Annotated in this window: 18 protein-coding genes and 1 tRNA gene; 10 read left to right on the plus strand and 9 right to left on the minus strand. The window is 62.7% G+C overall.

What is annotated here, in order from left to right; translation table 11 throughout:
* Window positions 1-62: 62 nt before the first annotated feature.
* Window positions 63-2,168 carry a prolyl oligopeptidase family protein gene (locus B0G71_RS04850; RefSeq protein WP_116140098.1) on the plus strand — a complete coding sequence of 702 codons (2,106 nt, stop codon included), beginning with the start codon at window positions 63-65 and terminating at the stop codon, window positions 2,166-2,168.
* A gap of 15 nt (window positions 2,169-2,183) precedes the next feature.
* Here B0G71_RS04850 and xth read toward each other — a convergent pair whose 3' ends face one another.
* Window positions 2,184-2,960, minus strand: coding sequence for an exodeoxyribonuclease III (gene xth, locus B0G71_RS04855; RefSeq protein ID WP_116140100.1), 777 nt, complete (start codon window positions 2,958-2,960; stop codon window positions 2,184-2,186).
* Between the two features lie 170 nt (window positions 2,961-3,130).
* Between xth and B0G71_RS04860 the strand changes: the two genes are divergently transcribed.
* Window positions 3,131-3,418: a hypothetical protein gene (locus B0G71_RS04860; RefSeq protein ID WP_106279408.1), complete on the plus strand. Its 288-nt coding sequence runs from the start codon at window positions 3,131-3,133 to the stop codon at window positions 3,416-3,418.
* Window positions 3,419-3,507: 89 nt separating this feature from the next.
* Window positions 3,508-3,584: transfer RNA gene (locus tag B0G71_RS04865), tRNA-Met, on the plus strand.
* 91 nt (window positions 3,585-3,675) lie between these two features.
* Here the strand turns inward: B0G71_RS04865 and B0G71_RS04870 are convergent.
* Window positions 3,676-4,374 (minus strand): aspartate/glutamate racemase family protein, encoded by a 699-nt coding sequence (locus B0G71_RS04870; RefSeq protein WP_116140102.1) that lies wholly within the window; start codon window positions 4,372-4,374, stop codon window positions 3,676-3,678.
* Window positions 4,375-4,579: 205 nt separating this feature from the next.
* Between B0G71_RS04870 and B0G71_RS04875 the strand changes: the two genes are divergently transcribed.
* Complete coding sequence (locus B0G71_RS04875) at window positions 4,580-5,872, plus strand: amidohydrolase family protein (protein WP_116140104.1); 1,293 nt, start codon at window positions 4,580-4,582, stop codon at window positions 5,870-5,872.
* 110 nt (window positions 5,873-5,982) lie between these two features.
* Here the strand turns inward: B0G71_RS04875 and B0G71_RS04880 are convergent, their stop codons facing one another.
* The gene (locus B0G71_RS04880; RefSeq protein WP_116140106.1) at window positions 5,983-8,091 is read right to left on the minus strand and encodes a M3 family metallopeptidase; all 2,109 of its coding nucleotides are present in this window, start codon (window positions 8,089-8,091) and stop codon (window positions 5,983-5,985) included.
* Window positions 8,092-8,415: 324 nt separating this feature from the next.
* On the opposite strand from B0G71_RS04880, the gene B0G71_RS04885 reads away from it, so the two are divergent.
* Window positions 8,416-9,531, plus strand: a complete 1,116-nt coding sequence (locus tag B0G71_RS04885; protein ID WP_116148332.1) for an acyltransferase — start codon at window positions 8,416-8,418, stop codon at window positions 9,529-9,531.
* 249 nt (window positions 9,532-9,780) lie between these two features.
* On the opposite strand, the gene folD is transcribed toward B0G71_RS04885, so the two are convergent.
* The 5 genes from folD to fixL form a co-directional block, all read right to left on the minus strand.
* Complete coding sequence (folD, locus tag B0G71_RS04890) at window positions 9,781-10,641, minus strand: bifunctional methylenetetrahydrofolate dehydrogenase/methenyltetrahydrofolate cyclohydrolase FolD (protein WP_106309215.1); 861 nt, start codon at window positions 10,639-10,641, stop codon at window positions 9,781-9,783.
* A 392-nt stretch (window positions 10,642-11,033) separates the two neighbouring features.
* Window positions 11,034-11,975, minus strand: coding sequence for a DUF2950 domain-containing protein (locus B0G71_RS04895; RefSeq protein WP_116148334.1), 942 nt, complete (start codon window positions 11,973-11,975; stop codon window positions 11,034-11,036).
* Between the two features lie 19 nt (window positions 11,976-11,994).
* Window positions 11,995-13,383 (minus strand): DUF3300 domain-containing protein, encoded by a 1,389-nt coding sequence (locus tag B0G71_RS04900; RefSeq protein WP_116140108.1) that lies wholly within the window; start codon window positions 13,381-13,383, stop codon window positions 11,995-11,997.
* Window positions 13,384-13,946: 563 nt separating this feature from the next.
* Window positions 13,947-14,591, minus strand: a complete 645-nt coding sequence (gene fixJ, locus B0G71_RS04905; protein WP_006051254.1) for an oxygen response regulator transcription factor FixJ — start codon at window positions 14,589-14,591, stop codon at window positions 13,947-13,949.
* Entirely contained in the window at window positions 14,588-17,104 is a 2,517-nt protein-coding gene (fixL, locus tag B0G71_RS04910; RefSeq protein WP_116148336.1) for an oxygen sensor histidine kinase FixL, read from the minus strand. The genes fixJ and fixL overlap by 4 nt, the downstream gene beginning before the upstream one ends.
* Window positions 17,105-17,379: 275 nt before the next feature.
* Here fixL and aceE point away from each other — a divergent pair, with 275 nt between their 5' ends.
* From aceE to B0G71_RS40885, 4 genes are all read left to right on the plus strand, one after another.
* Window positions 17,380-20,076, plus strand: coding sequence for a pyruvate dehydrogenase (acetyl-transferring), homodimeric type (gene aceE, locus B0G71_RS04915; protein WP_116140110.1), 2,697 nt, complete (start codon window positions 17,380-17,382; stop codon window positions 20,074-20,076).
* 87 nt (window positions 20,077-20,163) lie between these two features.
* Window positions 20,164-21,834 carry a dihydrolipoyllysine-residue acetyltransferase gene (gene aceF, locus B0G71_RS04920; RefSeq protein ID WP_116140112.1) on the plus strand — a complete coding sequence of 557 codons (1,671 nt, stop codon included), beginning with the start codon at window positions 20,164-20,166 and terminating at the stop codon, window positions 21,832-21,834.
* Between the two features lie 263 nt (window positions 21,835-22,097).
* Window positions 22,098-23,903, plus strand: coding sequence for a dihydrolipoyl dehydrogenase (gene lpdA / locus B0G71_RS04925; RefSeq protein ID WP_116140114.1), 1,806 nt, complete (start codon window positions 22,098-22,100; stop codon window positions 23,901-23,903).
* Window positions 23,904-23,941: 38 nt separating this feature from the next.
* Window positions 23,942-24,154 carry a hypothetical protein gene (locus B0G71_RS40885; RefSeq protein WP_147308649.1) on the plus strand — a complete coding sequence of 71 codons (213 nt, stop codon included), beginning with the start codon at window positions 23,942-23,944 and terminating at the stop codon, window positions 24,152-24,154.
* Window positions 24,155-24,241: 87 nt separating this feature from the next.
* Here B0G71_RS40885 and B0G71_RS04930 read toward each other — a convergent pair whose 3' ends face one another.
* On the minus strand, window positions 24,242-24,814 hold the full coding sequence (locus B0G71_RS04930) for a phasin family protein (RefSeq protein ID WP_012433576.1): 573 nt from the start codon (window positions 24,812-24,814) through the stop codon (window positions 24,242-24,244).
* A gap of 771 nt (window positions 24,815-25,585) precedes the next feature.
* On the opposite strand from B0G71_RS04930, the gene pbpG reads away from it, so the two are divergent.
* Window positions 25,586-26,779 carry a D-alanyl-D-alanine endopeptidase gene (pbpG, locus tag B0G71_RS04935; RefSeq protein ID WP_116140116.1) on the plus strand — a complete coding sequence of 398 codons (1,194 nt, stop codon included), beginning with the start codon at window positions 25,586-25,588 and terminating at the stop codon, window positions 26,777-26,779.
* The last annotated feature ends 97 nt before the right edge of the window (window positions 26,780-26,876 follow it).

A 26,876-nucleotide genomic window follows, 5' to 3' on the forward strand; every position in this document is an offset into this window, starting at 1 on the left:
GTCGAACGAGTCACGCGCTCCCGCAAGGCATAATCAACGCTGTTTTCATTCGACAGCCGACGATGCCCGCACCTCGCACTCTCACCGCTCCTTTCTCCTGGCCGCTTTCCCCCGATCCCTTCCTGTCGCTCGAAGCGCTCGACGACCCTGACGCACTCGCGTGGGTCGAACAGCAGAACGCGCGCACGCGCGCCGCGTGGTGCAGCAGCGCGGAATTCGCCTCGCTCAGGCAGCGGCTTGCCGACGCCTATCTGCCGCGCGAACGTCCGGTGATTCCCGATCGCTGGAAAGAGTGGGCTTACGACCTGTGGCAGGACGAGCGCAATCCCAAGGGCATCTGGCGGCGTACGACGTGGGCGGCATGGCGTGGCGGCAAACCGGAGTGGCAGAACCTGCTCGACTTCGACGCGCTCGGCGCAGATGAAGGCACGCCCTGGGTGTGCGCGGAACTGGATATCCTCTATCCCGATGGCGACCGCGCGCTGATCACGCTGTCGCCGGGCGGCTCGGACGCGCTCGTGGTGCGCGAGTTCGACATCGACGCGCGACGCTTCGTCGACGACGGTTTCGTGATCGCGAAGGCCGGCAAGCACACGGCGTCGTGGATCGATCGGTACACGCTTTACGTTGGCTGGGATAACGGCCGCAAGAGCCTGACGCGCTCCGGTTATCCGCGCGAAGTGCGGCGCTGGACGCGTGGCACGGCGCTCGCCGACGCGCCTGTGGTGTTCAAGGGCGCGTTCGGCGATATCGGCGTGGAAGCGCACTACGATCCGGTCGAGCAGCGGCATACGGTGGTGAGTAGCGTCGACTTCTTCGATTCGCACACGTACTACCTCGATGGCGCCCAAGGGGCCGCCGACGCATGGCGCCGCTACGAGGTGCCGTCGCACGTCGCGGTGAGCGGCTGGCAAGGCTGGCTGTTGCTCGAGCCGCGGCTCGATTGGGATTGCAATGGCGTGCACTATCCGGGCGGCGCGTTGCTGGCGATCCGCGAAGATGCGTTCCTGCGCGGCGAGCGCGACGTACTGCCGCTATTCACGCCGACACCGCAAACGTCGGCCTGTGAGTGGACGCATACGCTCAACCACCTGATCGTGTCGTATCTGGAAGATGTGCGGAACAAGACCTTGCTATTGACGCCGTCGCAAGCGGACAACCAGGCATGGCATTGGCAGCAACGCGTCTTTCCAACCCGCGACGACGCGCAAGCCGACGTGTCGCCCGTCGAGCCGACGCTCGACGACGAGGTGTTCGTCGACACCGACGATTATCTGCAGCCGCCTGCGTACTGGCTCGCCGACCTCGCGCGCGAGGATCTGAGCGAATGGGAATTGCTCGACCGCTGGCCGACGCAATTCGACGCGACGCAGTTTGCCGTCACGCGCGGTCACGCTGTTTCCGCAGACGGCACGCGCGTGCCGTACACCGTTGTCGGCCCCCGCGATGCGCAACAGCACGCGCGCCCGTGCCTGCTCAACGGCTACGGCGGCTTTGCGATTCCGTTGCTGCCGAGCTATCTCACCGGGCAAGGCATCGGCTGGCTGGCGCGCGGCGGCGTGTATGTGGTCGCGCATATTCGCGGCGGCGGCGAATTCGGCACGCGCTGGCATACGGCCGCGCAAGGCGAGCATCGGCAGCGTGCGTTCGACGATTTCATCGCGGTGGCCGAGGCGTTGATCGACACGGGCGTGACGAGCGCTACGCAACTCGGCATTCAGGGCGGCAGCAACGGCGGCCTGCTGGTGGCGGCGTGCATGGTGCAGCGCCCCGAGCTGTTCGGCGCCGTGGTGTGCGAGGTGCCTTTGCTCGATATGCGCCGCTACCATCTGCTGCATGCGGGCGCGTCATGGATCGACGAATATGGCGACCCCGACGAGCCCGACGAAGCAGGCATGCTGGCCGCTTACTCGCCGTATCACCGTGTGGCGGCGAACGTTGCGTATCCGCCTGTGCTGTTCACCACATCGACGGCCGACGACCGTGTGCATCCCGGCCATGCGCGCAAGATGGCCGCGCATATGCAGGCGTTGGGCGCGCAGCACGTGTGGTATCGGGAGAATACCGAGGGCGGGCACGGCGGCTCCGATGAACTGGAGCAGGCCGAGCACGATGCGATGGTGTTCGAATTCCTGTGGCGGACGTTGAGCCCGTCGACGCAGGCCTGACGCTGTGAGGAAAGATCAGCCGAGCTGCGCGACGACCGGCGCGTGGTCCGACGGCTGATCCCACTTGCGCGGCACCTTGTCCACATCGCACGAAGAGCACACGTCGGCCAGCGCCTTCGACAGCAGGATGTGGTCGATGCGCAGCCCCGCGTTGCGGCGGAACGCCATCATCCGGTAGTCCCACCACGAGTAGATCTTCTCCGGCTGCTCGAACTGGCGGAATGCGTCGAGAAGACCGAGCTCGATGAGCCGCACGAACGCGGCGCGTTCTTCGGGCGATACCAGGTTCTGGCCTTCCCACGCTTTCGGGTCGTGCACGTCGCGATCTTCCGGCGCGATGTTGTAGTCGCCGAGCAGCGCGAGCTTCGGATGCAGCGCCATCTCGCTCGCGATCCAGTCGTGCAGCGCAGCAAGCCAACGCAGTTTGTACGCGAACTTGTCGGTGCCCGGCGCCTGGCCGTTGGGGAAATACGCGGAGATAATGCGCACGCCTTCGATGGTCGCGGCGATCACACGTTGCTGCGGATCTTCAAAGCCCGGAATATTCCGCACGATGCTCGCTTCGTCGACCGTCAGGCCGCCGCGCACCACAATGCCGACGCCGTTATAGGTCTTCTGGCCGGCGAACCAGCTGCGGTAGCCCTTCTCTTCGAGTTCGGCGCGCGGGAATTTTTCGTCGGGCAGCTTCAGTTCCTGAAGGCACAGCACATCGGTGCCGCTGGTTTCGAGCCAGTCGATCACATGCTGCTGGCGCACTTTGAGGGAGTTGACGTTCCAGGTGGCGATTTTCATGACATTCTCTTTTTCTTGCGTAATTCCGATAGTTCCGCATCTTATCGCGCGGATGAGGCGGCAGTGAAAATGGCCCCGTCGCGGCGTCGAAAATAAAAGCGCGAGGCACCCATGCCGCGGCGTATAGTGAGACGACTCACACTCGCGCTTTTGCGCATCGGGGAGGCATCATGGCCGAACTTTACCCAGCTCTTTATAAGGACTTCGAAGTGCACCCGCTGGTGTTTTCGCGAGCATTCGACAAGTTCGACGGACATAAGCGCCACTCCGAAGGCTATGACGTCGCGGTGCGCGTCTGCCGGCCGGGCGCGATCAGCGGCTCGAAGGCGAGCCGCGTATTTCGTCTCGTGCTGCCGCTCACGTTCTCCGATTTCGGCGTGGCGAAACGCAGCGCAAGCCAGTACGGCGCGGACATCATCGACGGTAAGGTGGAAGGCGCGACGGTCCAGGATCTGTGAGCCGCGTGTGCGTCATTTCACGAGCATGAAATAATTCGCGCGATTGTTTGACGTCTTGTGAACATCTCTATACAATCCGTTTTCTCTGACGCGGGGTGGAGCAGTCTGGCAGCTCGTCGGGCTCATAACCCGAAGGTCGTAGGTTCAAATCCTACCCCCGCAACCAAGCATTGTTAAAAGCCCGCTGGCGCAAGCCACGCGGGCTTTTTAACTTGTGCGGCGTGCGCATGCGTTGAAGCACACGCGCGCATGCACCTTCACTCCGATTCAATCGCCCATTCAACGGCCGCTTGCGCATGCAATGCAGTCGTATCGAACACGGGCAACGCGGAATCTTCCGGCTTGATCAGCAACGTGATCTCCGTGCAGCCGAGAATCACCGCCTGCGCGCCACGCGCGGCCAGCGCTTCGATCACACGCTGATACACCGCGCGCGAAGCGTCGTTCACTTTGCCGTGGCATAGCTCGTCGTAAATGATGCGATGCACGTCCGCGCGTTCGGCTTCGTCGGGGATCACGGTATCGAGGCCGTAGCGCTCGCGCAGCCGCCCCGTGTAGAAAGTTTGCTCCATCGTATACCGCGTGCCCAGCAAGCCTACCCGCTCGACGCCTGCCGCGCGCAGCGCGCTGCCGGTCGGATCGGCGATATGCAGGAAGGGCACGTCGATCGCCGCTTCGATCGATTCATACACGCGATGCATCGTGTTGGTCGCCAGCATCACCAGATCGGCGCCGCCGCGTTCGAGTTGGCGCGCGGCGTCGGCCATCTGCTGGCCAAGCGCGGTCCAGTCGCCCGCGCGCTGGTTCGCTTCGATCGGCGCGAAGTCGACGGTGAGCACCAGGCTGCGGGCGTTGTGGTGGCCGCCCAGGCGCGCTTTGGCGTGGCGGTTGAGGAGCTTGTAATACTCGGTGGACGATTCCCAGCTCATCCCGCCGATCACGCCGATCGTTTTCATGTGCTTGCTCCGTGAGTGGATGACGGCGCGGCATCGACCGTCTGTCCGGCGAGTATAGGCGGGTGCCGCGATGCACTGCCGGTACGGATCGTGCGCCGCTCGCCGGTACGGCCGAATGAACAATCGTCGAACGAAATCGCCGCCACGCGCTTTCTGACGCCGATAGAATCGTAATCAATCAGGACGGGATCAAAGGGAGCGATAGATGGATCTGATCATCCGCCGCGCGATGCTGCCGCCGGGCGCCGCGCCGCAACATAAAGAGCCGGTCGACATCGGCATTGAAGCGGGCCGTATCGTTGCGGTCGAGCCGAATCTGGCCGCCAACGCGCGCGAGGAAATCGACGCAGCGGGCTCGCTCGTCACGCCGCCGTTCGTCGATCCGCATTTTCATATGGACGCAACGCTCTCGTACGGTTTGCCGCGTGTGAACGCGTCGGGCACGCTGCTCGAAGGGATCGCGTTGTGGGGCGAACTGAAGCCGGATTTGACGCAGGAGGCGTTGATCGAGCGCGCGCTGCAGTATTGCGACTGGGCCGTCGCGCGCGGATTGCTGGCCATCCGCAGCCACGTGGATGTGTGCGATCCGCGCCTGCTCGCGGTCGAGGCGCTGGTCGAGGTGAAACGCCGCGTCGCGCCGTATCTCGACCTGCAACTGGTGGCCTTTCCGCAAGACGGCGTGCTGCGCAGCCCGGGCGCTTTCGAGAATCTCAAGCGCTCGATCGCGATGGGTGTGGACGTGGTCGGCGGCATTCCGCATTTCGAGCGCACCATGGCCGACGGCGCGCAGTCCGTGCGCCTGTTGTGCGAGTACGCGGCGGAGCAGGGCTTGCGCGTCGACATGCATTGCGATGAATCGGACGATCCGATGTCGCGGCACATCGAGACGCTCGCGGCCGAAACGCACCGGCTCGGTTTGCACGGGCGCGTCACCGGTTCGCATCTGACCTCGATGCATTCCATGGACAACTACTATGTCAGCAAGCTGCTGCCGCTGATGCGCGAGTCGGGCGTCGCGGCGATCGCGAATCCGCTGATCAACATCACGCTGCAAGGCCGCAGCGACACGTATCCGAAACGGCGCGGCATGACGCGCGTACCGGAGATGATGGCGGCCGGCATCAACGTCGCGTTCGGCCACGATTGCGTGATGGACCCCTGGTATAGCCTCGGTTCGGGCGACATGCTCGAAGTCGCGCACATGGGCTTGCATGTGGCGCAGATGACGGGCGTCGACGGTATGCGCGCCTGTTTCGACGCGGTGACGGTGAACGCCGCGCGCATTCTCGGTCTGGAAGGCTACGGCATCGCGCCGGGATGCGTGGCCAATCTGGTGCTGCTCGACGCGCGCGATCCGGTGGAAGCCATCCGCTTGCGCGCCGCGCGCCTCGCGGTGGTGAGCCGCGGCAAGGTGGTGAGCCGCGCGCCGGCTGCGCGCGCGGCGCTGTCGCTCGAAGGCCGTCCCGCGCAAGTGGATTTCAAGCTGCATCGCGGCTGATCGCAGCGAGGCTCGGAGCTTCGCGCGAAACAAAAAAACCGGTGCCTGCATAACGCAGGTCACCGGTTTTTTATCGGCCCATGTAAAGCGCCGACGCTTGCATCAACCGATCAATGCGCCGCGCCCGGCGACATGCCGTTGTGACGCAGCAAAGCGTCGATATTCGGCTCGCGGCCGCGGAACGCCTTGAACGATTCCATCGCCGGGCGGCTGCCGCCCACTTCCAGAATCTCCTTGCGGTAACGCATGCCGGTCGCCTGATCGAGCACGCTGCCACTCGCCGTTTGCGCCGCTTCTTCGAAGGCCGCGTAGGCGTCGGCGGAAAGCACTTCAGCCCACTTGTAGCTGTAGTAGCCGGCCGCATATCCGCCCGCGAAAATATGGCTGAACGTGTTCGGCCAACGCGAGAACGGCGCCTGCGGCACGACATGGAAGCGCTCGTTGATTTCGCTCGCGAGTTCCGTGGCGTTCTTCGTGCCGGCCGCGTCGAAGCCGGTATGCAACTGCATGTCGAACATCGAGAACACGATCTGGCGCAGCGTGCCGAGACCGCTCTGGAAATTCTTCGCGGCGAGCATCTTGTCGAACAGATCGCGCGGCAACGGTTTGGCCGTTTCGACGTGCGAGGTCATGTCGCTCAACACGTCCCACTCCCAGCAGAAGTTCTCCATGAATTGCGAGGGCAGTTCGACCGCGTCCCACTCGACGCCGTTGATACCCGACACGCCCAGCTCATCGACGCGCGTGAGCATGTGATGCAAACCGTGGCCGAACTCATGGAACAGCGTGATGACTTCGTCGTGCGTGAAGCAGGCGGGCTTGCCGCCGACCGGCGCCGAGAAGTTGCACGTCAGATACGCGACGGGCGTTTGCACGCTGCCGTGCGTGTGCTTGTGACGGCCGCGCGCGTCGTCCATCCAGGCGCCGCCGCGTTTGCCTTCGCGCGCATACAGATCGAGGTAGAACTGCGCGACGAGGCCGCCGTCCTGATTCTCGACGCGGAAAAAGCGCACGTCCGGATGCCACACAGCCGCTTCGTCGCGACGGATACGCACGCCGAAGAGTGTCTCCGTGACCTTGAAAAGACCCTTGAATACGGCGTCTTCCGGGAAGTACTGTTTGACTTCGTTCTCCGAGAACGAATAGCGCTTCTGACGCAGACGCTCGGCGGCGAACGTCATGTCCCACGGTTGCAGCTCGGTCATGCCGAGTTCGTTGGCGGCGAACTCGCGCAGTTCCTTCCAGTCCTGCTCGGCATGCGGACGCGCACGCGTGGCGAGGTCTTCCAGGAAGCTCATCACCTGGGCGGGCGACTCGGCCATTTTCGGCGCGAGCGAGACTTCGGCGAAATTGTTGAAGCCGAGCATATGCGCTTCTTCGGCGCGCAGTTTCAGCTGGTCGGCGAGCACGGCGGTGTTATCCCACTCGGGCTTGCCGTTGCCATACTGCGGGCCGAGCTCGGAGGCGCGCGTGACATAGGCGCGATACATCGCTTCGCGCATCGGACGATTCTCCGAGTACTGCATGACCGGGAAATACGACGGGAAGTGCAACGTGAACTTGTAGCCGGTTTTGCCTTCGCGTTCGGCCGCTTCCTTCGCGCCTTCGATCACGTCTTCGGGCAGGCCGGCCAGTTCGGCTTCATTGCCGGCTTCGACGATATACGCGTAAGCGTTGGTCGCATCGAGAACGTGATCGGAAAACGCTTTCGAAAGTGCCGCCTGGCGTTCCTGCAATTCGGCGAAATGAGGCTTCTGGTCTTCCGGCAATTCCGCGCCGGACAGGCGGAAATCGCGCAGCGCATTGCCGAGGATCTTCTTGCGCTCGCCGGTCAGCGATTCGAACTCGACGCTGGCATTCAACGCCTTGTACTTCTCGTACAGCGCGAGATTCTGCCCGACACTCGACCAGAACTCGGTGACGCGCGGCAGATTCTCGCCGTACACGGCGCGCAACTCGGGCGTGTCGGCAACCGCGTTCAGATGGCCGACCACGCTCCACGCGCGCGACAACGGTTCGGTGGCGCGCTCGACCGGCTCGACCACGTCGGCCCACGAGGCGGGCGTGATCGGCTGGGCAGCGCGCTCGACGGCGGCGGCCGCATCGGCGAGCAGTACATCGAGGGCGGGCGTGACGTGTTCGGGGCGGATTTCGCCAAAGCGCGGCAGGTCGGAGAAATCGAGGAGCGGATTGTCGTGATTCGAGGCGGTAGTGGACATGAGGCTTCCTGTCTGACGCGGGTGAACGGGTAATCGGTGCATCGACGGGCGTCCCCCGAGGGGACTGCCTTCGGGGCGCGCGCTATGACGCCCCATAACAGCCGATACAGACATTATTGGGGCAGGGCGCGTTGATTCCAATCCGTCGGCAGACAAATTATCCAATGTCACGGCCCGGTGCGCGAGCGCGACATCGCAGCCGAGCGCCCCGCGCGCCGAAATTCGCCGCTGTGCTCTGTGCGAAAGCGCACGGTTTCGATTGCTGCTATGCGGCAATGTGGAGCGTCGCTGTCGGTCGGCGGCATTTTTTGCAAAGAGGTACAGATGAATCCGCTTTCGGACGCTCTCGCGCACAAGGGCAATAATTTCGATCTGGTACGGCTGTTCGCCGCCGTTGCCGTCGTGTATGGCCATTCGTATGTGCTTCAGGCGCCCGACGGCAGCACGGACTGGGTCCAGAACGCGCTGGGTTTCGACGGTTTCGGCGCGCTGGGCGTCTACGCTTTCTTTCTGCTGAGCGGCATGCTGGTGACCGCCAGCTTCGACCGGCAGCGGTCCGTGCCGCGCTTCGCCGTGTTGCGCATCGCGCGGATCTGGCCGGCGGTGGCGGCCGGGTCGCTGGTGACGGTGTTCATCGTCGGTCCGCTTTTCACGACGCTGCCGCTGCGTGAGTATTTCGCCTCCGGTATGACGTGGACCAATCTCGACAACTTCTCGACCATCGTGCGCTCGGCCGGCTGGGCGCTGCCCGGCGTGTTCGAGCACAACCGTTATCCGGTCGACATTTGCGGGCCGCTCTGGACGCTGCCGGTCGAAGTGCGCTGCTATCTGCTCGTGCTCCTGACCGGCATGGTGGGTTTGCTGTCCAGCTCGCGCGGTGTCGTGGTCGCGGCCGCGCTCGGCTGCGCCTTCTTCATGCTGCACGTGGATCACGCGCATTGGCAGATCGGCTTGCGCGATTTCAGCGAAACGCCCGACGGCTATTCGTTCTGGCCGGAGCCGTTTTTCATGCTGGGCATGCTGCTGTATGGCTGGCGTGAACGGATCGACATCAACGGATTGACCGCGCTGGCGTTCACGATGGTGTTTCTGGTGTTCCGCGACACCGCCGGCGCGCAGCCGCTGTTCTATCTGGCCTTCGTGTATGGCGTGCTGTGGATCGGCACGACGCCGCTTCTGCGACGCTTCGTGCCGCGTCACGATTACTCGTACGGCATCTATCTGTACGGCTTCATGGTGCAGCAATGCGTCGCGAACATCGCGCCGCAGTTGAGCCATGTGACGGCCGTGCTGATCGCCGCGCCGGTCATTCTGCTATGCGCGGCGCTGTCGTGGCACTTCGTGGAGCGGCCGGTGCTGAAGTGGTGTCGCGGGCGTCTGGCGCGGCCCTCGACGCCGCTGGCCGCGGGCATGCCGGCTGGCGATCAGGCCGTGCGCTGAGATCTGGTGAGATGCGCTGACGTATGAGGCGAGCGCGGCGCCGATGGATGCGGATACCTTGGCAAGACGCCGAGGCAGCAAGATCGCGAAGGCGGCGAGGGCGTTTCGCCGGCGTTCAGACGATCGATGCGAACGCTGAGAACTGTGGCTCGCGTTAGCGCCGAGGGATGTCGATACCCTGGCACGACGCCAAGGTTGAAAAGTCCGCGAAGCCGGCGAAGACGCTTCGCCGGCTTTTCTTCTACCGCTTTACGCGTTCGCTGCCGCTTCGCGCTCGGCGGCCTCGATCGTATTGACGAGCAGCATGGTGATGGTCATCGGGCCGACGCCGCCCGGCACCGGCGTGATGTAGCCGGCCACTTCCTTGACGCCCGCGAAATCCACGTCGCCGCACAGCTTGCCGGCTTCGTCGCGATTCATGCCGACATCGATCACCGCTGCGCCCGGTTTCACCATCTCTGCCGTGAGAATGTTGCGCAAGCCGGTGGCGGCGACTACGACATCCGCGTTGCGGGTGTGAGCGGCCAGATCGCGCGTCTTGCTGTGGCAGATCGTGACGGTCGCGCCGGCTTCGAGCAGCAGCAGCGCCATCGGCTTGCCGACGATGTTCGAGCGGCCGATCACCACCGCGTTCGCGCCTTGCAGCGGAATCTCGTAAGCGGCGAGCATTTTCATCACGCCGTACGGCGTGCACGGACGGAACAACGGCTGGCCGGTCATCAGCGCGCCCGCGTTGGCGACGTGAAAACCATCCACGTCCTTTTCCGGCGCGATCGCCTCGATCACCTTGTGGCTGTCGATATGCGGCGGCAGCGGCAGTTGCACCAGAATGCCGTGGATGCGCGGGTCGCGGTTCAGTTCGTCGATGCGCGCGAGCAGTTCGGCTTCCGGCAGATCGGCCGGATAGCGGTCGAACGACGAGCCGAGCCCGTTGTCGTGGCACGCCTTCACTTTGTTGCGCACATACACTTCGCTGGCCGGATTGTCGCCGACCAGCACCACCGCGAGGCCCGGCTGATGCCCACGGGCGGTGAGGGCGGCGGCGCGCGCGGCGACATCGGCGCGCAGGGTCTTGGAAAGGGCTAGGCCGTCGATCAGTTTGGCAGTCATGGTCGGGTCGAGATGGGCAGTTTGGAAAGCGGGGCGGGGCGCAGACGCTTGTACATGCCGCGCGCGATGGCGCTTTTCAACGGGAATGGGTCGGCACGTGAAAGGCGCGCGGCGCGAATCGGGGTTAAGCGGCGCTGCAAAGTGCGACATTATACCGGCCCTGCCTGGGGCGCTGCGTGGGGATTACGGGGCAGCGCAACGAGGCGCAGCGCAGACGGGCGCCGCGTGCCTTGCGCGTGTGCCCTGGTGCGCACGGGCGCGCGGTTCGGACGGCGGCTTCGGGGGGGCGGCCGCTGGCAGGTCCATGCTCAGGACCGCGCCCGCGCCTTGGTGCGGCGGGCAAGGCAATCCAAGGCAAGCCAAGCCACGAGCAAAGCGGTCGACCGCAGCCGCTACGGCTGGACCGCCTGCCAACCCGGTTCCGGATCGAACGAGGTGATCGCCGCCGCCGCGCGGGCGGTTCGCGGCCCGAGGTTCTTCTGATAGACCTGCCCGTCCTGGTTGACGATGAAACTCATCACGCCCGTCTTGCCATAGTCGGCCGGCGAGGCAATCAATCCGAAGCCTTTGCTCAGCACGGCGTTATCGACGTAGTTCCTCGCGCCGCCCTTCGCGTGCGCCCCTTGCGCGGTGAGAATGCGGAAGTGATAGCCGTGATACGCGTTTTCCGGCTGCGTGCCGTCGCGCATCGTGGCGGCGAGCGGACCAAGCGGGCTTTCCGCTTCGCCGGGCGCCGTCGTCCAGTACAGGCCGTCGTGTTGTCCCGGCGTGCTGACGAAGCGCTGTGCGTAGTGCCGGGTCAGGTTGTGATAATCGTATTGCGCATCGAGATAGGCGAGCGAGGTCAGGATCGCGGCGTGTTCATTGCGGCCAATGCGCCGTGTCAGCATCTCGTCGCGTCCCGCCGGCGGATCGAAACGCCAGCCGTTACGCGCGTGCACGAGTGGGATCGGCAACGTCCAGCCGCTGTAGCCGACCGTCAGATGCGCGGTGGCGAGCCCGTTGTCCATGATCGGATCCTCGACGATCTGATGGTTTTTCGACCATTCGCCAAGGAACTGGTAGATGTCGTCCTGGCCGACGTCTTCGGTTGGAATGAAACGATGAAAGTCGCTGCCGAGCACGCGCTTGAGCGCATCTTCGTCGTTGCGGGCGAGGGCTTCGACGAAGGCGTTGGCGGCGTCGTCCGCGCTGGGATAGACCGCCTGCGCATGGGCCGGGATCGCGCCGATCAGCAGAACCGGCGCAAGCAGCAGTGTACCGGTGGTGCCGAGCACGATAGCAAGCGTCAGAGCATGGGTGCGCAGTGTGCCCCGTGAGAATAGATGCATCATCGGACTCGTTCCTTTTTGTTCAACGGCCGCGGCCGAGGTGATGTTCGCCTGCGCCGCCACCGCCCAGGGCGCGGCCTCCGTCACCGCCACCAAGACCTCCGCCGCCACCGCCACCGCTCATGCCGCCGCTGCGCTGGACCCCGCCGCCATTCGCGCCAAGACCTCCGCTCGCCCGTTGTTGCGGATCGCCGCCGTTCGCGCCAGAACCTCCGCCCATGCGTCGCAGACCGTCGCCATTCGCTCCACTTGCATGTTGCTGGCCACCGCGGCCGGCGAGCGCGTCGCGGCTCGCCTGGCCGCGCCGGGCGTCCTGGCGCGCCGCATTGCCGTCGCCGGCACTGCGTAGCGCGTTGTCGCGATTCACGTTCTGCGCGCGCTTCTGCAAATCGACGTTCGCCGTGCCGCCGTGATGAATCCCTTGCACACGCTGACTCGCGCTGCCACCGAGATTCTGCCCCGTGCGGCTTTGCAGCGTGTGCTGCGCCCGGGCGCGGGCGTCGTCGCGTGCGCGATACGCATCGCGCTGGGCGCTGCCGACGTTGTTCAAGCCGCGATTGACATTCGCGCCGCCGATGTTGCGATTGACGTCGGCATTGCGGTTCCAGTTCGTCGTGCGGCCGTTCACGTCGAGGCGGTTGTGCACGTTGATATTGTTGTACCGGTTCACATTGATGTTGACGTCATGCGAGTGCCAGTCGAAGCCGCCCCACAGCGCGTTCGCCACCGCGATGCCGGCGCCGAACGCGAGGCCCGCAAAGAAACTGGTGCCGATGACATAACCGGGCGGCGGCGGCACATACACCGGCGGATACGCGGGATAGGGCCACACGCCGTACACCACCGTCGGGTTGTAGGTCGGCACGTACACCACTTGCGGATTGGCGGGCACGATCTGGATCGTGCTCTGTTCGACCACGACCGTTTGCTGCGACGTCGTCCTCAGATTGCCGGCCGCCTGCGCTTGCTTGCGCAGACGCTGCACGGAGTCCATCACGTCGCCGGGCTGGGCGAGAAACGCGCTGCCGAGTTGCGTGACCCAGTCCGCTTTCGAGGCCATGGTGGCGAGCACTTGAGGGAAGGCAACCAGCGACTGCACACTCGGGTCCCACGGCTCTGACGCGACTGCCTTGACGGCGCTGTCGCCTTGCAGCGTGGAGTTGGCTCTGGACCATATGGCGGCGGCCTGCACGGCTTGCGGAAAAGTGGACGCCATCAGCACCTGGGCGAGCAGCGCGTCCGGATAAAGAGCAATAGGGGCGGCCAGCGAATCGAGCTGCTGGCTCGATATCTTTGCGCCACCTTGCGCATGGACGGCGTTCGGCGCGGCCAGTCCGACCAATAGCGGCGCTCCCGCAAAAACGGCGCAAACAAGCAACACACGTATGGCGTGTGCTCTGGATCGTTTCACGATGAATTCCTCCCCGTGGGGTTTATACGACGAGATGTCGGTGCGTAACGCGGGCTGCGTCGCTTCGCCGCGAAGGAATACGGCGAGGAAAATGACGCGTTGGGCCGGCGTCCGGTGTGTGGTTGGACGATGAGGTCGACACGACTCGATGCATTGGAAACTGCTCAAGCCATCGCAATTCTTTCGCAATACCAGGCAACACCGTATGCGGCGTTTCGCAGCATGCCACTCCAGCGTCGAGCATCGCATGGCGATGTCTGCTAAGGAGTTCTGCCTAAATTAATGGGCGCGTCGGAATCGGTCAATCTTGTCTGAGGAAATAACCCGTTGCGGATTAGTGTAAGTAATTGCTGAGTAATGCGTAGTATCGTGCGCACGCCGGGTGCGTCGATATAACGCGTTTAGCGTTGATTGCCGTGCAATGGAGAGGAGGGAAGGCGGGGAAAAGAGGGCGAAACAGGCCGGACATTTGGATAGTCCGGCCGTTGGTGCACAGTCACTTCCAGTCTCGCGACGAATTCCCCAAAGGGCCCTTCTTCGGGAGATTCGCCGCCGTACGAAGCTTATTGCGCCGGTTGCGGCTTGTTCGACAGCGCCAGTCGCAGCAGATCGGCGACCGTGTTGACGTTGAGCTTTTCCATGATGTTCGCGCGGTGCGCTTCGACCGTTTTGATGCTGATGCCGAGGTCGTCGGCAATCTGCTTGTTCAGGCGGCCGGCGATGATGCGCTCGAGCACCTGATGCTCACGCGCGGTCAGCTTGCCGAGACGTTCTGCCGCGGCGCGCTGCTGCTGCACGCTGGTGCTTTCACTGCGCGCCTTGTCGAGCATTCGCTCGACCAGCTTGCGCAACTCGGCTTCGTCGAACGGCTTTTCGATGAAGTCCATCGCGCCTTTTTTCATTGTGGACACGGCCATCGGCACGTCGCCGTGGCCCGTCACGAAGATGATCGGCAGCGACGCGTTGTCGGCGATCAGGCGTTCCTGCAACTCGAGCCCGCTCATGCCGGACATCCGCACATCCAGAATCAGGCACGCGATCTGGCCCGGATGCTGATGTGGCTGCCATGCGTCGATAAACTGCTCGGCGCTGGAGAAGCATTGCACGCGGTAGCCGTTCGCCTCCAGCAGCCAGCGCAGCGAATCTCGCACGGCCTCGTCGTCATCGACGACAAAGACAGTTTCCTGTGTGGTGACTGGGCTGTTCATAGCTCTCCCGTAACGGTTTGTGGTGTCGGCGCCTGTGCCCCGCCGTTGCTCGGGCCATCAGGCTCTCCAATAGGCAGACTGCAATGGAACGTGGCGCCTGTGATGTGGCCATCGGATTCGACGTTGTTGACCACCCACAGACGACCGCGGTGCGATTCGATAATCGAACGGCAAATGTTCAGCCCCATGCCCATGCCATCGGACTTGGTGCTGTAAAACGGTTCGAACAGCCGCTCGGCTGTTGCTTCGTCGACGCCCGGCCCCTGGTCGACGACGCTGATGCAGACAAACCCGCTCTCCAGCCGCACGACGACGCGGATCACCGGATCGACTGCATTCGGACGGGCTTCAGCCATCGCTTCGGCGGCGTTCTTCAGCAGGTTGACGAGCACCTGCTCGATCAGCACCGGGTCGACGTAGATCACCGGCAGGCGCGAGCGCAGATCCGTGACGATGCGAATGCGGCGCTTCCTCGCCTCGATTTCGGCGAGGCCCACGGCGTCGGCAACGATATCGGCGACGCGCGTGGCCTGCCGCTTCGGCTCGCTGCGTTTCACGAACTCGCGAATGCGCTTGATGATCATGCCGGCGCGCACCGCCTGCTGGGCGGTTTTTTCGAGCACCGGCAGCAGATTGTCAGGCGTCGTCCGACCGGATTTAACCAGCGCCACAGTTCCGGAGCAATAGTTATTGATCGCGGCGAGCGGTTGATTCAGTTCGTGCGCGAGCGACGACGCCATTTCGCCCATCGTCATCAGGCGGCTGGTGAACTGCAGCTTCTCGTCCTGCTGGCGCGACAGTTCCTGCGCCTGCTTGCGTGTCGTGATGTCGGTGGCGATCTGCATCTGCGCGAGGTGGCCGTCCACCCACTGAATGTACTGGCGGCGCACTTCGAACCACTTCTGAATGCTCTGCACGTAAATTTCCTGCGCATCCGCGGTACTTTCGGTCAACGCGGCGGCGGGCAGGCCAGCGTATGTGTCCACCATATCGATCGAATCGGACGACGCCTGTGCGCTATCGAACCCGCCGCCCGCCAATTCCAGATGCCCGTCCGGGCGAATGCCGAACAGATGCCGGTAATAGCGGTTGGCGAACAGGAGTTCGGCTTCGTCGGCGGCGAGCACGGAGACGGCGGCGTCGAGACTTTCGAGCACCGTCGTGAAGCGCTCGTGCGCGGCGGCGAGTTCTTCGCGCGCGCGTTTCGGCTCGGTGATGTCAGTCATCGACGACATCCAGCCGGTCTGGCGGCCCGAGCTGTCGATCAGCGGCGACACGTAGAGGCGAGCGTGGAACAGCGACCCGTCCTTGCGGCGCACCCGCAATTCGAAGCCGGAAGAGGGCGCCTTGCCGCGCAGGGTCATGTCGAGCTGGCGCTGCATTTCGGGATAAGCGTCGCGCGGCCAGTAGGCGAACGGCGCGTTCTTGCCGACCAGATCGCTTTCGTCCCAGCCGGTCATGCGGCAAAAGGCCGGATTGACGTGGGTGATGCGCCCATGCATGTCGAGCACGCGCATACCGATCAGCACCGAGTTTTCCATCGCGCGGCGGAAGAACGCTTCGGCATATAGCGCCTGCTGCGCTTCGAAGCGCTGCCGCGTGTGTTTCCACAAACTCCACAGGCTCCACAGCACGAAACAGGACAGACCGGCCACCAGCCACACCAGTGTGTTGTTGGTGAAGTTGGTCATCTGCGGGAACGCGTAGACGCGCACCGAGACACCCTGGCCCGGCGGGTCGAGCGGCAGGTCGTAGAACATGTCGCGCGGCAGGCGCGGGCGGGTCGACGTGGTGGTCAACTCGCGATTGTTCACGTCGATGATCGAGATTTTGTACTTGGCCGACAACTCGGGCGGGATGTCGTGCTTGAGAATCCCTTCCACCGAGAACACCGCGGCGATCGTGCCGAGGAATTCGCGGTCGCGGAACACCGGCGTTTGCAGCGTGATGTAGCCGTTGCCGACGTCGTCGTAGATGAGCGGCGAATACACCTGGCGGCGCGTGTTGCGGGCTTCGGTGAAGGCGGCTTTGACGGCTTCGTCCATCTGCGCGTCGTTCGGCTTGGCCAGACGCTGGCCGAACACGGGCAGCGCGGTATTGGGCCAGCGCGGTTGCTGCGCGCTGGTGTACCAGTTCATGTAGAGGATCTCGGGATGCCCCTGCATGATGTCCGTGGTGGACACCTGGAACGAGTGCGGATCGGCGCGGCCGGCAACCAGATCACGCGCGAGCGCCTGGATCTGTTCCTGCGCGCCCGTCATGGACAGGCGGATCTGCTGCTGCGCCCACGCGACGTTACGGTAAAGCGTGTCTTCCTGCTGTTGCTGTTCGCGCCGGTTCAGGCTCCACAAAATCAGACTCATGACGACCAGAAACACCAGGATCGACAGAAGCGGCGTGAGCAAATAGGAATTGGACCACCATGGTCCATGGTGCCAGCGGGAGGACGGCGTCGAATCCGTCGGCGAACCGGCGGTGCGCGCCGAGCGTGCGAAAAGCCGTTCGGTCAACATGCGTGGCATTGTAGCGCAGCGTGAAGCTAGCAAATGGCGCAAAAAAGCGCGGAAAGGACCATTAATCGGCGCAAACTAGCCAGCGTATCCGTCGATCGGCAGTCAAATCAGGTTGCGCCGCAACAATTTTCCGCATTATGAGATTCGATCTCGCAATTCGAAAATTTTGTTGCGCTGACGTCGGGACCCTTATTACAATCGGCCGAAGCTGCCGCGGCCGTGCTTCGTCCGCGTCGTCTGTTCAAAGAGCGTTCCTCTACATCCAGGAGACGAGCATGTCCGCTGTACCCGACGAAGTCATGAAATATGTCGCTGCTGAAAAAGACGACGATCCCCAGGAAACCGGCGAATGGCTTGAAGCGCTGGATGGCGTGATTTCTGCTGTGGGCCCCGATCGCGCTCACTACCTGATCGAGAAACAGATTGAATTCGCGCGCGTGCATGGCGAACATCTGCCGTTCTCGGCCAACACGCCGTACATCAACACGATCCCGGTTTCGCGTCAGGCGAAGATCCCCGGCGATCAGGACATCGAACACCGCATTCGCTCGTACACGCGCTGGAACGCTATCGCGATGGTGCTGCGCGCCGGCAAGGACACCAATGTCGGCGGCCACATCGCCTCGTTCGCCTCCGCCGCCACGCTTTACGACGTCGGCTACAACCACTTCTGGCATGCGCCGTCCGCTGAACATGGCGGCGATCTCGTGTTCGTGCAGGGCCACTCGTCGCCGGGCGTCTATTCGCGCGCGTTCCTGCTGGGCCGTCTGACCGAGAACCAGCTCGACAACTTCCGCCAGGAAGTGGGCGGCGAGGGCATCTCGTCGTACCCGCACCCGTGGCTGATGCCGGACTTCTGGCAATTCCCGACCGTCTCGATGGGCCTCGGCCCGATCATGGCGATCTATCAGGCGCGCTTCATGAAGTACATGCAGGCGCGCGGCATTGCGAAGACCGACGGCCGCAAGGTCTGGGCTTTCCTCGGCGACGGCGAAACAGACGAGCCGGAATCGCTCGGCGCGATCGGCATGGCCGGCCGCGAACGGCTCGACAACCTCGTGTTCGTGATCAACTGCAACCTGCAGCGCCTCGACGGTCCGGTGCGCGGTAACGGCAAGATCATCCAGGAACTGGAAAGCGAATTCCGCGGCGCTGGCTGGAACGTCATCAAGGTCATCTGGGGCAGCCGCTGGGATGCGCTGTTCCAACGCGACAAATCGGGCGCGCTGATGCGCCGCATGATGGAAGTGGTCGACGGCGAATACCAGACGTACAAGTCGGAGTCGGGCGCGTATGTGCGCGAACACTTCTTCAACACGCCGGAACTGAAGGCGCTGGTCGCCGAATGGTCCGACGAGGAAATCTGGAACCTGAACCGCGGCGGCCACGATCCGCACAAGATCTACGCAGCGTTCCAGGAAGCGTCGAATTCGCAGGGCCAGCCGACCGTCATTCTCGCGAAGACGATCAAGGGCTACGGCATGGGCGAAGCCGGCCAGGCAATGAACATCACCCACCAGCAGAAGAAGCTGCACGTGGATCAGCTGAAGAAATTCCGCGACCAGTTCCGCCTGCCGATCGCCGACGAAGACCTCGTCAACGTGCCGTACCTCAAGTTCGAAGAAGGTTCGAAGGAACTCGAGTACATGCGCCAGAAGCGCATGGACCTCGGCGGTTATCTGCCGGCGCGCCGCCAGAAGGCCGAGTCGCTGCCGGTGCCGGAACTGTCGGCATTCGAGCCGCTGTTGAAGGGCACGGGCGAAGGCCGCGAGATCTCCACGACCATGGCGTTCGTGCGGATCCTGAACATCCTGCTGAAAGACAAGGCGCTCGGTAAGCGCATCGTGCCGATCGTGCCGGACGAATCACGTACCTTCGGTATGGAAGGTTTGTTCCGTCAGATCGGTATCTGGAATCAGGAAGGCCAGAAGTACGTGCCGGAAGATTCCGACCAGCTGATGTTCTACCGCGAGTCGGAAACCGGTCAGATCCTGCAGGAAGGCATCAACGAAGCCGGTGGTATGTGTGACTGGATCGCAGCCGCGACGTCGTACTCGACGCACGGCGAGATCATGATCCCGTTCTACATCTTCTACTCGATGTTCGGCTTCCAGCGTATCGGCGACCTCGCATGGGCAGCCGGCGACATGCGTTCGCGCGGCTTCCTGCTGGGTGGTACGGCCGGCCGCACGACGCTGAACGGCGAAGGTTTGCAACACGAAGACGGCCACTCGCTGCTGTGGGCGGCTTCGGTGCCGAACTGCGTCAGCTATGACCCGACGTTCGGTTACGAACTCGCGGTCATCATGCGGGACGGTCTGCGCCGCATGGTCGCGGATCAGGAAGACGTGTACTACTACATCACGGTGATGAACGAGAACTACGAGCACCCGGCGATTCCGCAGGGCGACTCCGTGGCGGCCGACATCATCAAGGGCATGTATGCGTTCCGCAAGGCCGAAGCGGACAAGAAGGCGCCGCGCGTGCAGCTGATGGGCGCGGGCACGATCTTCAACGAAGTCATCGCCGCCGCCGACCTGCTGAAGAACGACTGGGGCGTCGCCGCCGATCTGTGGAGCGTGCCGAGCTTCACCGAACTCGCGCGCGAAGGCCACGAAGTGCAGCGCTGGAACCTGCTGCACCCCACCGAAGAAAAGAAGCTCTCGCACGTCGAGAAGCTGCTGAAGGACGCACAAGGTCCGGTCATCGCTTCGACCGACTACGTGCGCGCGCTGACCGAGCAGATCCGCGCGTTCGTGCCGCAGAAGTTCGTCGTGCTGGGCACGGATGGCTATGGCCGTTCGGACACGCGCGAAAAGCTGCGCCACTTCTTCGAAGTCGACCGCTACTGGGTCACGGTTGCCGCGTTGAATGCACTCGCAGATGAAGGCACGATCGAACGCAAGGTAGTCGCCGAGGCGCTCAAGAAGTACAACCTTGATCCCGCCAAACCCAACCCGATGACCGTCTAAGGCATCATTCCCCGTGTGCCATGGCGTGCGCGCCCGCTCTTGCATGTGCAGGGGCAGGCCGCGTGCGCGGCCCAGGAGACACTAACAATGAGTCAAGCGATCGAAGTCAAGGTGCCGGACATCGGCGATTACAAGGACATTCCTGTGATCGAGGTGCTGGTGAAGGCGGGTGACACCGTCGAAAAAGAGCAATCGCTCGTTACGCTGGAATCCGACAAGGCGACCATGGACGTGCCGAGCTCGGCCGCCGGCGTCGTCAAGGAAGTGAAGGTCAAGGTCGGCGACAACGTGTCGGAAGGTTCGCTGATCGTCGTGCTGGAAGGTGCGGAAGGCGGCGCGGCTGCGCCGGCTCCGGCGCCTGCTGCCGCACCGGCTCCGGCTCCGTCGGCGGCACCGGCTGCGGCCCCCGCGGCCGCACCCGCGCCCGCGGCGAGCGGCGGCGGTCTGCAGGAAGTCAAAGTGCCGGATATCGGCGACTACAAAGACATTCCCGTGATCGAAGTCGCGGTGAAGGTCGGCGATCGCGTCGAGAAAGAGCAGTCGCTGGTCACGCTCGAATCCGATAAGGCGACCATGGATGTGCCGAGCTCGGCCGCCGGCGTCGTCAAGGAAGTGAAGGTCAAGGTCGGCGATACCGTGTCGGAAGGCTCGGTGATCGTGGTCGTGGAAGCCGAAGGCGGCGCGGCCGCGGCTCCTGCTCCGGCTCCGGCTCCGAAGCAAGCGGTCGAGAAACCGTCGGATGCGCCGGCCACTCCGTCGCCGGCTCCGGCGGCTCCGTCGGCGCTCGCTCAGGCGCCGGTCATTCCGGCGGGAGAAGGCGGCGCGCGGCACGCGAGTCATGCGTCGCCGTCCGTGCGTAAATTCGCGCGTGAGCTCGGTGTCGATGTGACGCAGGTGCAGGGCACGGGTCCGAAGAACCGTATCACGCAAGCCGACGTGACCGCTTTCATCAAGGGCGTCATGACCGGTCAGCGTGCTGCGCCGGCTGGTGCGGCCGCACCGGCGGCCGCGGGCGGCGGTGGCGAGTTGAACCTGCTGCCGTGGCCGAAGGTCGACTTCACGAAGTTCGGTCCGGTCGATCCGAAGCCGCTCTCGCGTATCAAGAAGATTTCGGGCGCGAATCTGCATCGCAACTGGGTCATGATTCCGCACGTCACGAATAACGACGAAGCGGATATCACCGAGCTCGAAGCATTGCGCGTGCAGTTGAACAAGGAAAACGAAAAGTCGGGTGTGAAGATCACCATGCTGGCTTTCGTGATCAAGGCTGTGGTGTCGGCTTTGAAGCAGTTCCCGACGTTCAATGCCAGCCTCGATGGCGATAACCTGGTGTTCAAGCAGTACTTCCATATTGGCTTCGCGGCTGATACGCCGAATGGGCTGGTCGTTCCGGTCATTCGCGATGCGGATAAGAAGGGGTTGATCGATATCGCCAAGGAAATGGCCGAGCTGTCGAAGGCTGCGCGTGACGGCAAGCTGAAGCCGGATCAGATGCAAGGCGGGTGCTTCTCGATTTCTTCTTTGGGTGGCATTGGTGGCACGAACTTCACGCCGATTATCAATGCGCCTGAAGTGGCCATTCTTGGTCTGTCGCGCGGTGCGATGAAGCCGGTCTGGGATGGTAAGCAGTTCGTGCCGCGTTTGATCCTGCCGCTTTCTTTGTCGTATGACCATCGTGTGATTGATGGTGCCGCGGCGGCCAGATTCAATGCGTATCTTGGGGCGCTTCTTGCCGATTTCCGGCGTGTGATTCTTTGATCGTGTAGTTGCGTGGGGCGTGGGTTTCTTTCTGTTTCTGTTATCCGCGTCTCTCTGTGGAACCTGATTGCTTGTCGGTCTATTAGCGTCGCCCCTGTGCGGGGCGGCACCTACTTTTCTTTGTCTTCCAAAGAAAAGTAGGCAACAGAAAGGCGCGTCCTTGGGCGGACTGCAAAGGATGATTCTGTTCGCCACGCTGCCAGCTTTTGGGCCGCTTTTTTGGGTTCTTCCTTCATCACGATCAATACGAGAAGGGGACACTAATGAGTCTCGTCGAAGTAAAAGTGCCGGATATCGGTGACTTCAAAGACGTCGATGTCATCGAAGTCAATATCAAAGCGGGCGATGTCATCGAGAACGAACAGGCTCTCATGACGCTCGAGTCCGATAAGGCCTCCATTGAAGTGCCGAGCGATACCGCCGGCACAGTCAAGGAAGTTCGCGTCAAAGCCGGCGATAAAGTCTCGCAAGGCACGGTGATCGCGCTCGTCGAAACATCGGCGGATGCAGCGCCCGCGAAAGACGCGCCGAAAGCTCCAGCCAAGGAACCCGAGAAGGCGCCCGCTCAGGCGGACGCCAAACCGCCAGCCGCGCAAGCAACGGCTCCGGCTAAGGCTGCCGCGCCTGCTCCGCAGGCGGGTAGCTTCTCCGGCAACGCGGATATCGAGTGCGACATGCTCGTGCTCGGTTCGGGGCCCGGCGGCTATTCGGCGGCGTTCCGGTCAGCCGACCTGGGTATGAAGACAGTGCTGGTCGAGCGTTACTCGACGCTTGGCGGCGTGTGTCTGAACGTCGGCTGTATTCCGTCGAAAGCGTTGTTGCACACGGCGCTCGTGATCGACGAGGCCGAAGCGCTCGGTTCGCACGGCATCACGTTCGGCAAGCCGCAAATCGATCTCGACAAGCTGCGCGACTTCAAGTCGGGCGTCGTCAAGAAGCTCACCGGCGGTCTCGCCGGCATGGCGAAAATGCGCAAGGTCGAAGTGGTCACGGGCACGGGCTCGTTCGTCGATCCGCATCATATGGAAGTGCAGGTCGAGGGCGGCAAGAAGGTCGTCAAGTTCAAGCAGGCAATCATCGCCGCGGGCTCGGAAGCGGTGAAGCTGCCGTTCATTCCGGAAGATCCGCGCGTGGTCGATTCGACCGGCGCGCTCGAACTGCGGCAGATTCCGCAACGCATGCTGGTGATCGGTGGCGGCATTATCGGCCTGGAAATGGCGACGGTGTATGCCACGCTCGGCGCGCAGATCGACGTGGTCGAAATGCTCGACGGTCTGATGGCCGGCGCGGACCGCGATCTGGTCAAGGTCTGGGAGAAGTACAACAGCAAGCGTTTCGCCAACGTCATGCTGAAGACGAAGACCACAGCAGCCGAAGCGAAAGACGACGGCATTTATGTGTCGTTCGAAGGCGAGAAGGCGCCGGCGGAAGCGCAACGTTACGACCTGGTGCTGGTTGCCGTCGGCCGTTCGCCGAACGGCAAGAAGATCGGCGCCGACAAGGCCGGCGTCGCGGTGACGGATCGCGGCTTCATCGACGTGGACAAGCAGATGCGCACGAACGTGCCGCACATCTTCGCGATCGGCGATATCGTCGGTCAGCCGATGCTCGCGCATAAGGCCGTGCATGAAGCTCACGTCGCCGCCGAAGTCGCACACGGCGAGAAGGCGTACTTCGACGCGCTGCAGATTCCGTCGGTGGCTTACACCGATCCGGAAGTGGCGTGGGCCGGCAAGACGGAAGACCAGTTGAAGGCCGAGGGCATCAAGTACGGCAAGGCGGTGTTCCCGTGGGCTGCGTCGGGCCGCGCAATCGCCAACGGCCGCGACGAAGGCTTCACGAAGCTGCTGTTCGACGAGGAAACGCATCGCGTGATCGGCGGCGGGATTGTCGGTCTGAATGCGGGCGACCTGATCAGCGAAGTGTGTCTCGCGGTCGAGATGGGTGCGGACGCAACGGATATCGGCAAGACGATTCACCCGCATCCGACGCTCGGCGAATCGATCGGCATGGCCGCCGAGTTGTACGAAGGCGTCTGTACCGACCTGCCGCCGCAGAAAAAGAAGTAACGCGATTCGGTCTGCTTGCACTCGTGCAGGCGGGCTCGATGAAGCAAAAAAAACGGCGCGCCCTTTGCGGGGCGCGCCGTTTTTTTGGCAGCGGAGTAGTGCGGTTGCCGTCGGGACGACGGTCCCATCAATACATGCTGAACGATTCACGCGACGACGAAAAAGCGTCGCATAAAAAAATCCCGGCCTTTCGCCGGGCAAACGATACGCTATTCAACGTATCGGAGCGTTCGGCCAGTAACGCCGTGTGAACGGCAACGGCACTACGCTGTTGCTTGCGGTAACGCCGGCGCAGCGTTCAAGCTGTGCCGGCGTTGGGTGATGCTTGAAACTGAAACTTAGACTGCCTTCTTGGCCGAGCGCGATGCTTGTGCGGCGGCTTGCGAAGCTGCCTTCGATGCGGCCGTTGCGGCTGCATTGAAGTTGCTTTCAGCGATTTCGACAGCTTGCTTGGTGGCCTTGTGGACCGTGTCGTACGTGGTGTTGGCAGCCGTGATAGCCGACTTCAGGACGGCGACAGCGGTTTCCGAACCAGCCGGTGCATTCTTTGCGACGTTCTCGACGAGCGATTGGACCTTGCGGTTTTGCTCTTCGAATTGCGCTTCCGCGACGCGGGTGAATTCACCTTGCGTTGCCGAAACGATTTCGTACACATGACGGCCGTACGACAGCGCCTTTTCAGCCACCGGCTGTGCAAGGCTTGCTTGCAGTGCCAGCAATTCTTGCGCGTCCTTGACCGACAGGGCGCGTTGGGCATTTTCCTGGCTTTCCGCGAGCGTCGACTTCACGACTTGCAGGTTCAGCTCAACCAGCTTTTCGACGCCTTCAAATGCTTTGGTCGTCAGGCCGAACAACGTTTCAAAGTTGGCTTTCTGGGCTGCGGCGAATTGCTCAGGGGTCAGCAGAGTCATGGTTTACGCTCCTGGAATCGCGGTCTGTCTGTGCGGACCGCATTGGGTGAATGGTGGGACACATTGGTGCATCCCGCCGGACCGCGATGAATTGTGCATCGCAGCAATGACTGCTATTTTAGGATGGCTGCAAGGAATGTCAAGCGCTTTTTGTGCGTCGCACAATATTAAGAAACTACTGATAAAACATGGCGTTATGCGATCGGCATGACATCTTCATGACGCAGGTCAACTTAATCGCCGCACCGCACTGGTGCTCAATCATGCTGTATTTATTACGAAATGGTAAGGTCTATCTGACCGGCGGGTGCATGCTTGACGCGGGGCGGCTAACAGCCGGCACTTATTAAAAAAGCTCTCGATGGCCGTTCGGTGTAAACCGAAAAGTGTCACGGAACGTTAATGCTAGATGCTGGTCGAATGCGCGTTGGCGGTCTGCAGCAGGCGTTTAACAACCTCGCTGTTCGACTCCGGCCCGGTTGGTCCGGCGGTTTTTGACCGCACGTGCTCTACCGTATTTCCCCTGATCAAGGTTGCCTCGAAATTGCCGTTATGCTGGAAGAATCACCTCGATTCCGGCATAGGGCGGCAGCGGCGAGGCGTAATGCGCCCGCGATCGTTTTTTTCGATCGATGCGCGGCACTTATTCGTGTTTTTGCGATCGGAGCTTACAAGCCGGTTTAAGGAGCGCGTATAAGTGCTTCAAATTGCTAATTTTTCGTTGTTTTACTACACTTGCGGAAACCTCTCGCCGCTCCCTACCGAACACCCATGAAAACCGACATGTTTTCGTCGCTAAAAGTGATCCACGGCGCGGCCCGCAGCACCGCGCTGTCGGTGGCCGTCTCCATGGTCATCGCAGCGGCGTTTGCCACGCCCGTGAGCACTTTTGCCGCCACGCCCGCTGCAACTGCAAAAACTTCCAAACACGCCAAAGCGGCCAAAAAGCCGGCTGCCGAGTCTGATACCAAGACCAAGGTGTCGAGCAAGGCCTCGAAAGCGAGCAAAGGCGCGGCTGCAAAGACCGTAGCCGCTGACGACGACGCACCGCGCGCGGGCGTCAAGCGCAAGCGCGTCACGTACACGTCGAACGGCCGTCATCACTCGGTGGTGCGCCGCGTCGCGTATGAACCGCGTCAACCGAGCGTCGGCCAGGCTTTCGGTCTGCACGAAACGCCGGACGCTCTCATGCTGCGCTCGAGCGTCGCCTACGTGATCGATCAGAACTCGGGCGAATCGCTGTTCGACAAGAACTCGCGCGCCGTGGTGCCGATCGCGTCGATCACCAAGCTGATGACCGCGATGGTGGTGCTGGACTCGAAAGAGGCCATGACCGACCAGATCGAAGTCACGGACGAAGACCGGGATTACGAAAAGAACACCGGCTCGCGTTTGTCGGTGGGTTCGGTGCTGTCGCGTGAAGATATGCTGCACATTGCGCTGATGGCGTCGGAAAATCGCGCGGCCGCGGCGCTGTCGCGCTATTTCCCGGGCGGCCGTCCGGCATTTCTCGCGGCCATGAACGCGAAGGCCAGGCAACTTGGCATGACCGACACGCACTTTGAAAACCCCACGGGTTTGACGAGCCAGAACGTGTCGAGTGCGCGCGATCTCGTGAAGATGGTCAACGCGGCGTACCAGTATCCGTTGATCCGCAAGTTCTCGACCGATCACAGCTACGAGGTGTACACCGGCAAGCGCTCGCTCGCGTACAACAGCACGAATGCGTTGGTGCGCAATCCGACGTGGGACATTGGCCTGCAAAAGACCGGCTTCATCAACGAAGCGGGTGAGTGCCTCGTGATGCAGGCGACCATTCACGGCCGCCCGATGATCATGGTGCTGCTCGACTCGTCGGGTAAGTACTCGCGATTCGCCGACGCCACACGTCTGCGCACATGGCTGGATAACGGTGGCGGCGAGCCGCGCATTACCAGCGCGGACGCCGGCGGCCCGGGTACCTGAAGCGTTTGTTCCGTGGCCGGTTTCCGACCGGCCGCATGAAAACAAAAAGCCTCGCAAAAAATGCGAGGCTTTTTGTTTTGAGCGGAAGAAGCGAAGT

It is taken from the genome of Paraburkholderia sp. BL27I4N3, from assembly GCF_003386115.1.
Lineage (GTDB): Bacteria > Pseudomonadota > Gammaproteobacteria > Burkholderiales > Burkholderiaceae > Paraburkholderia.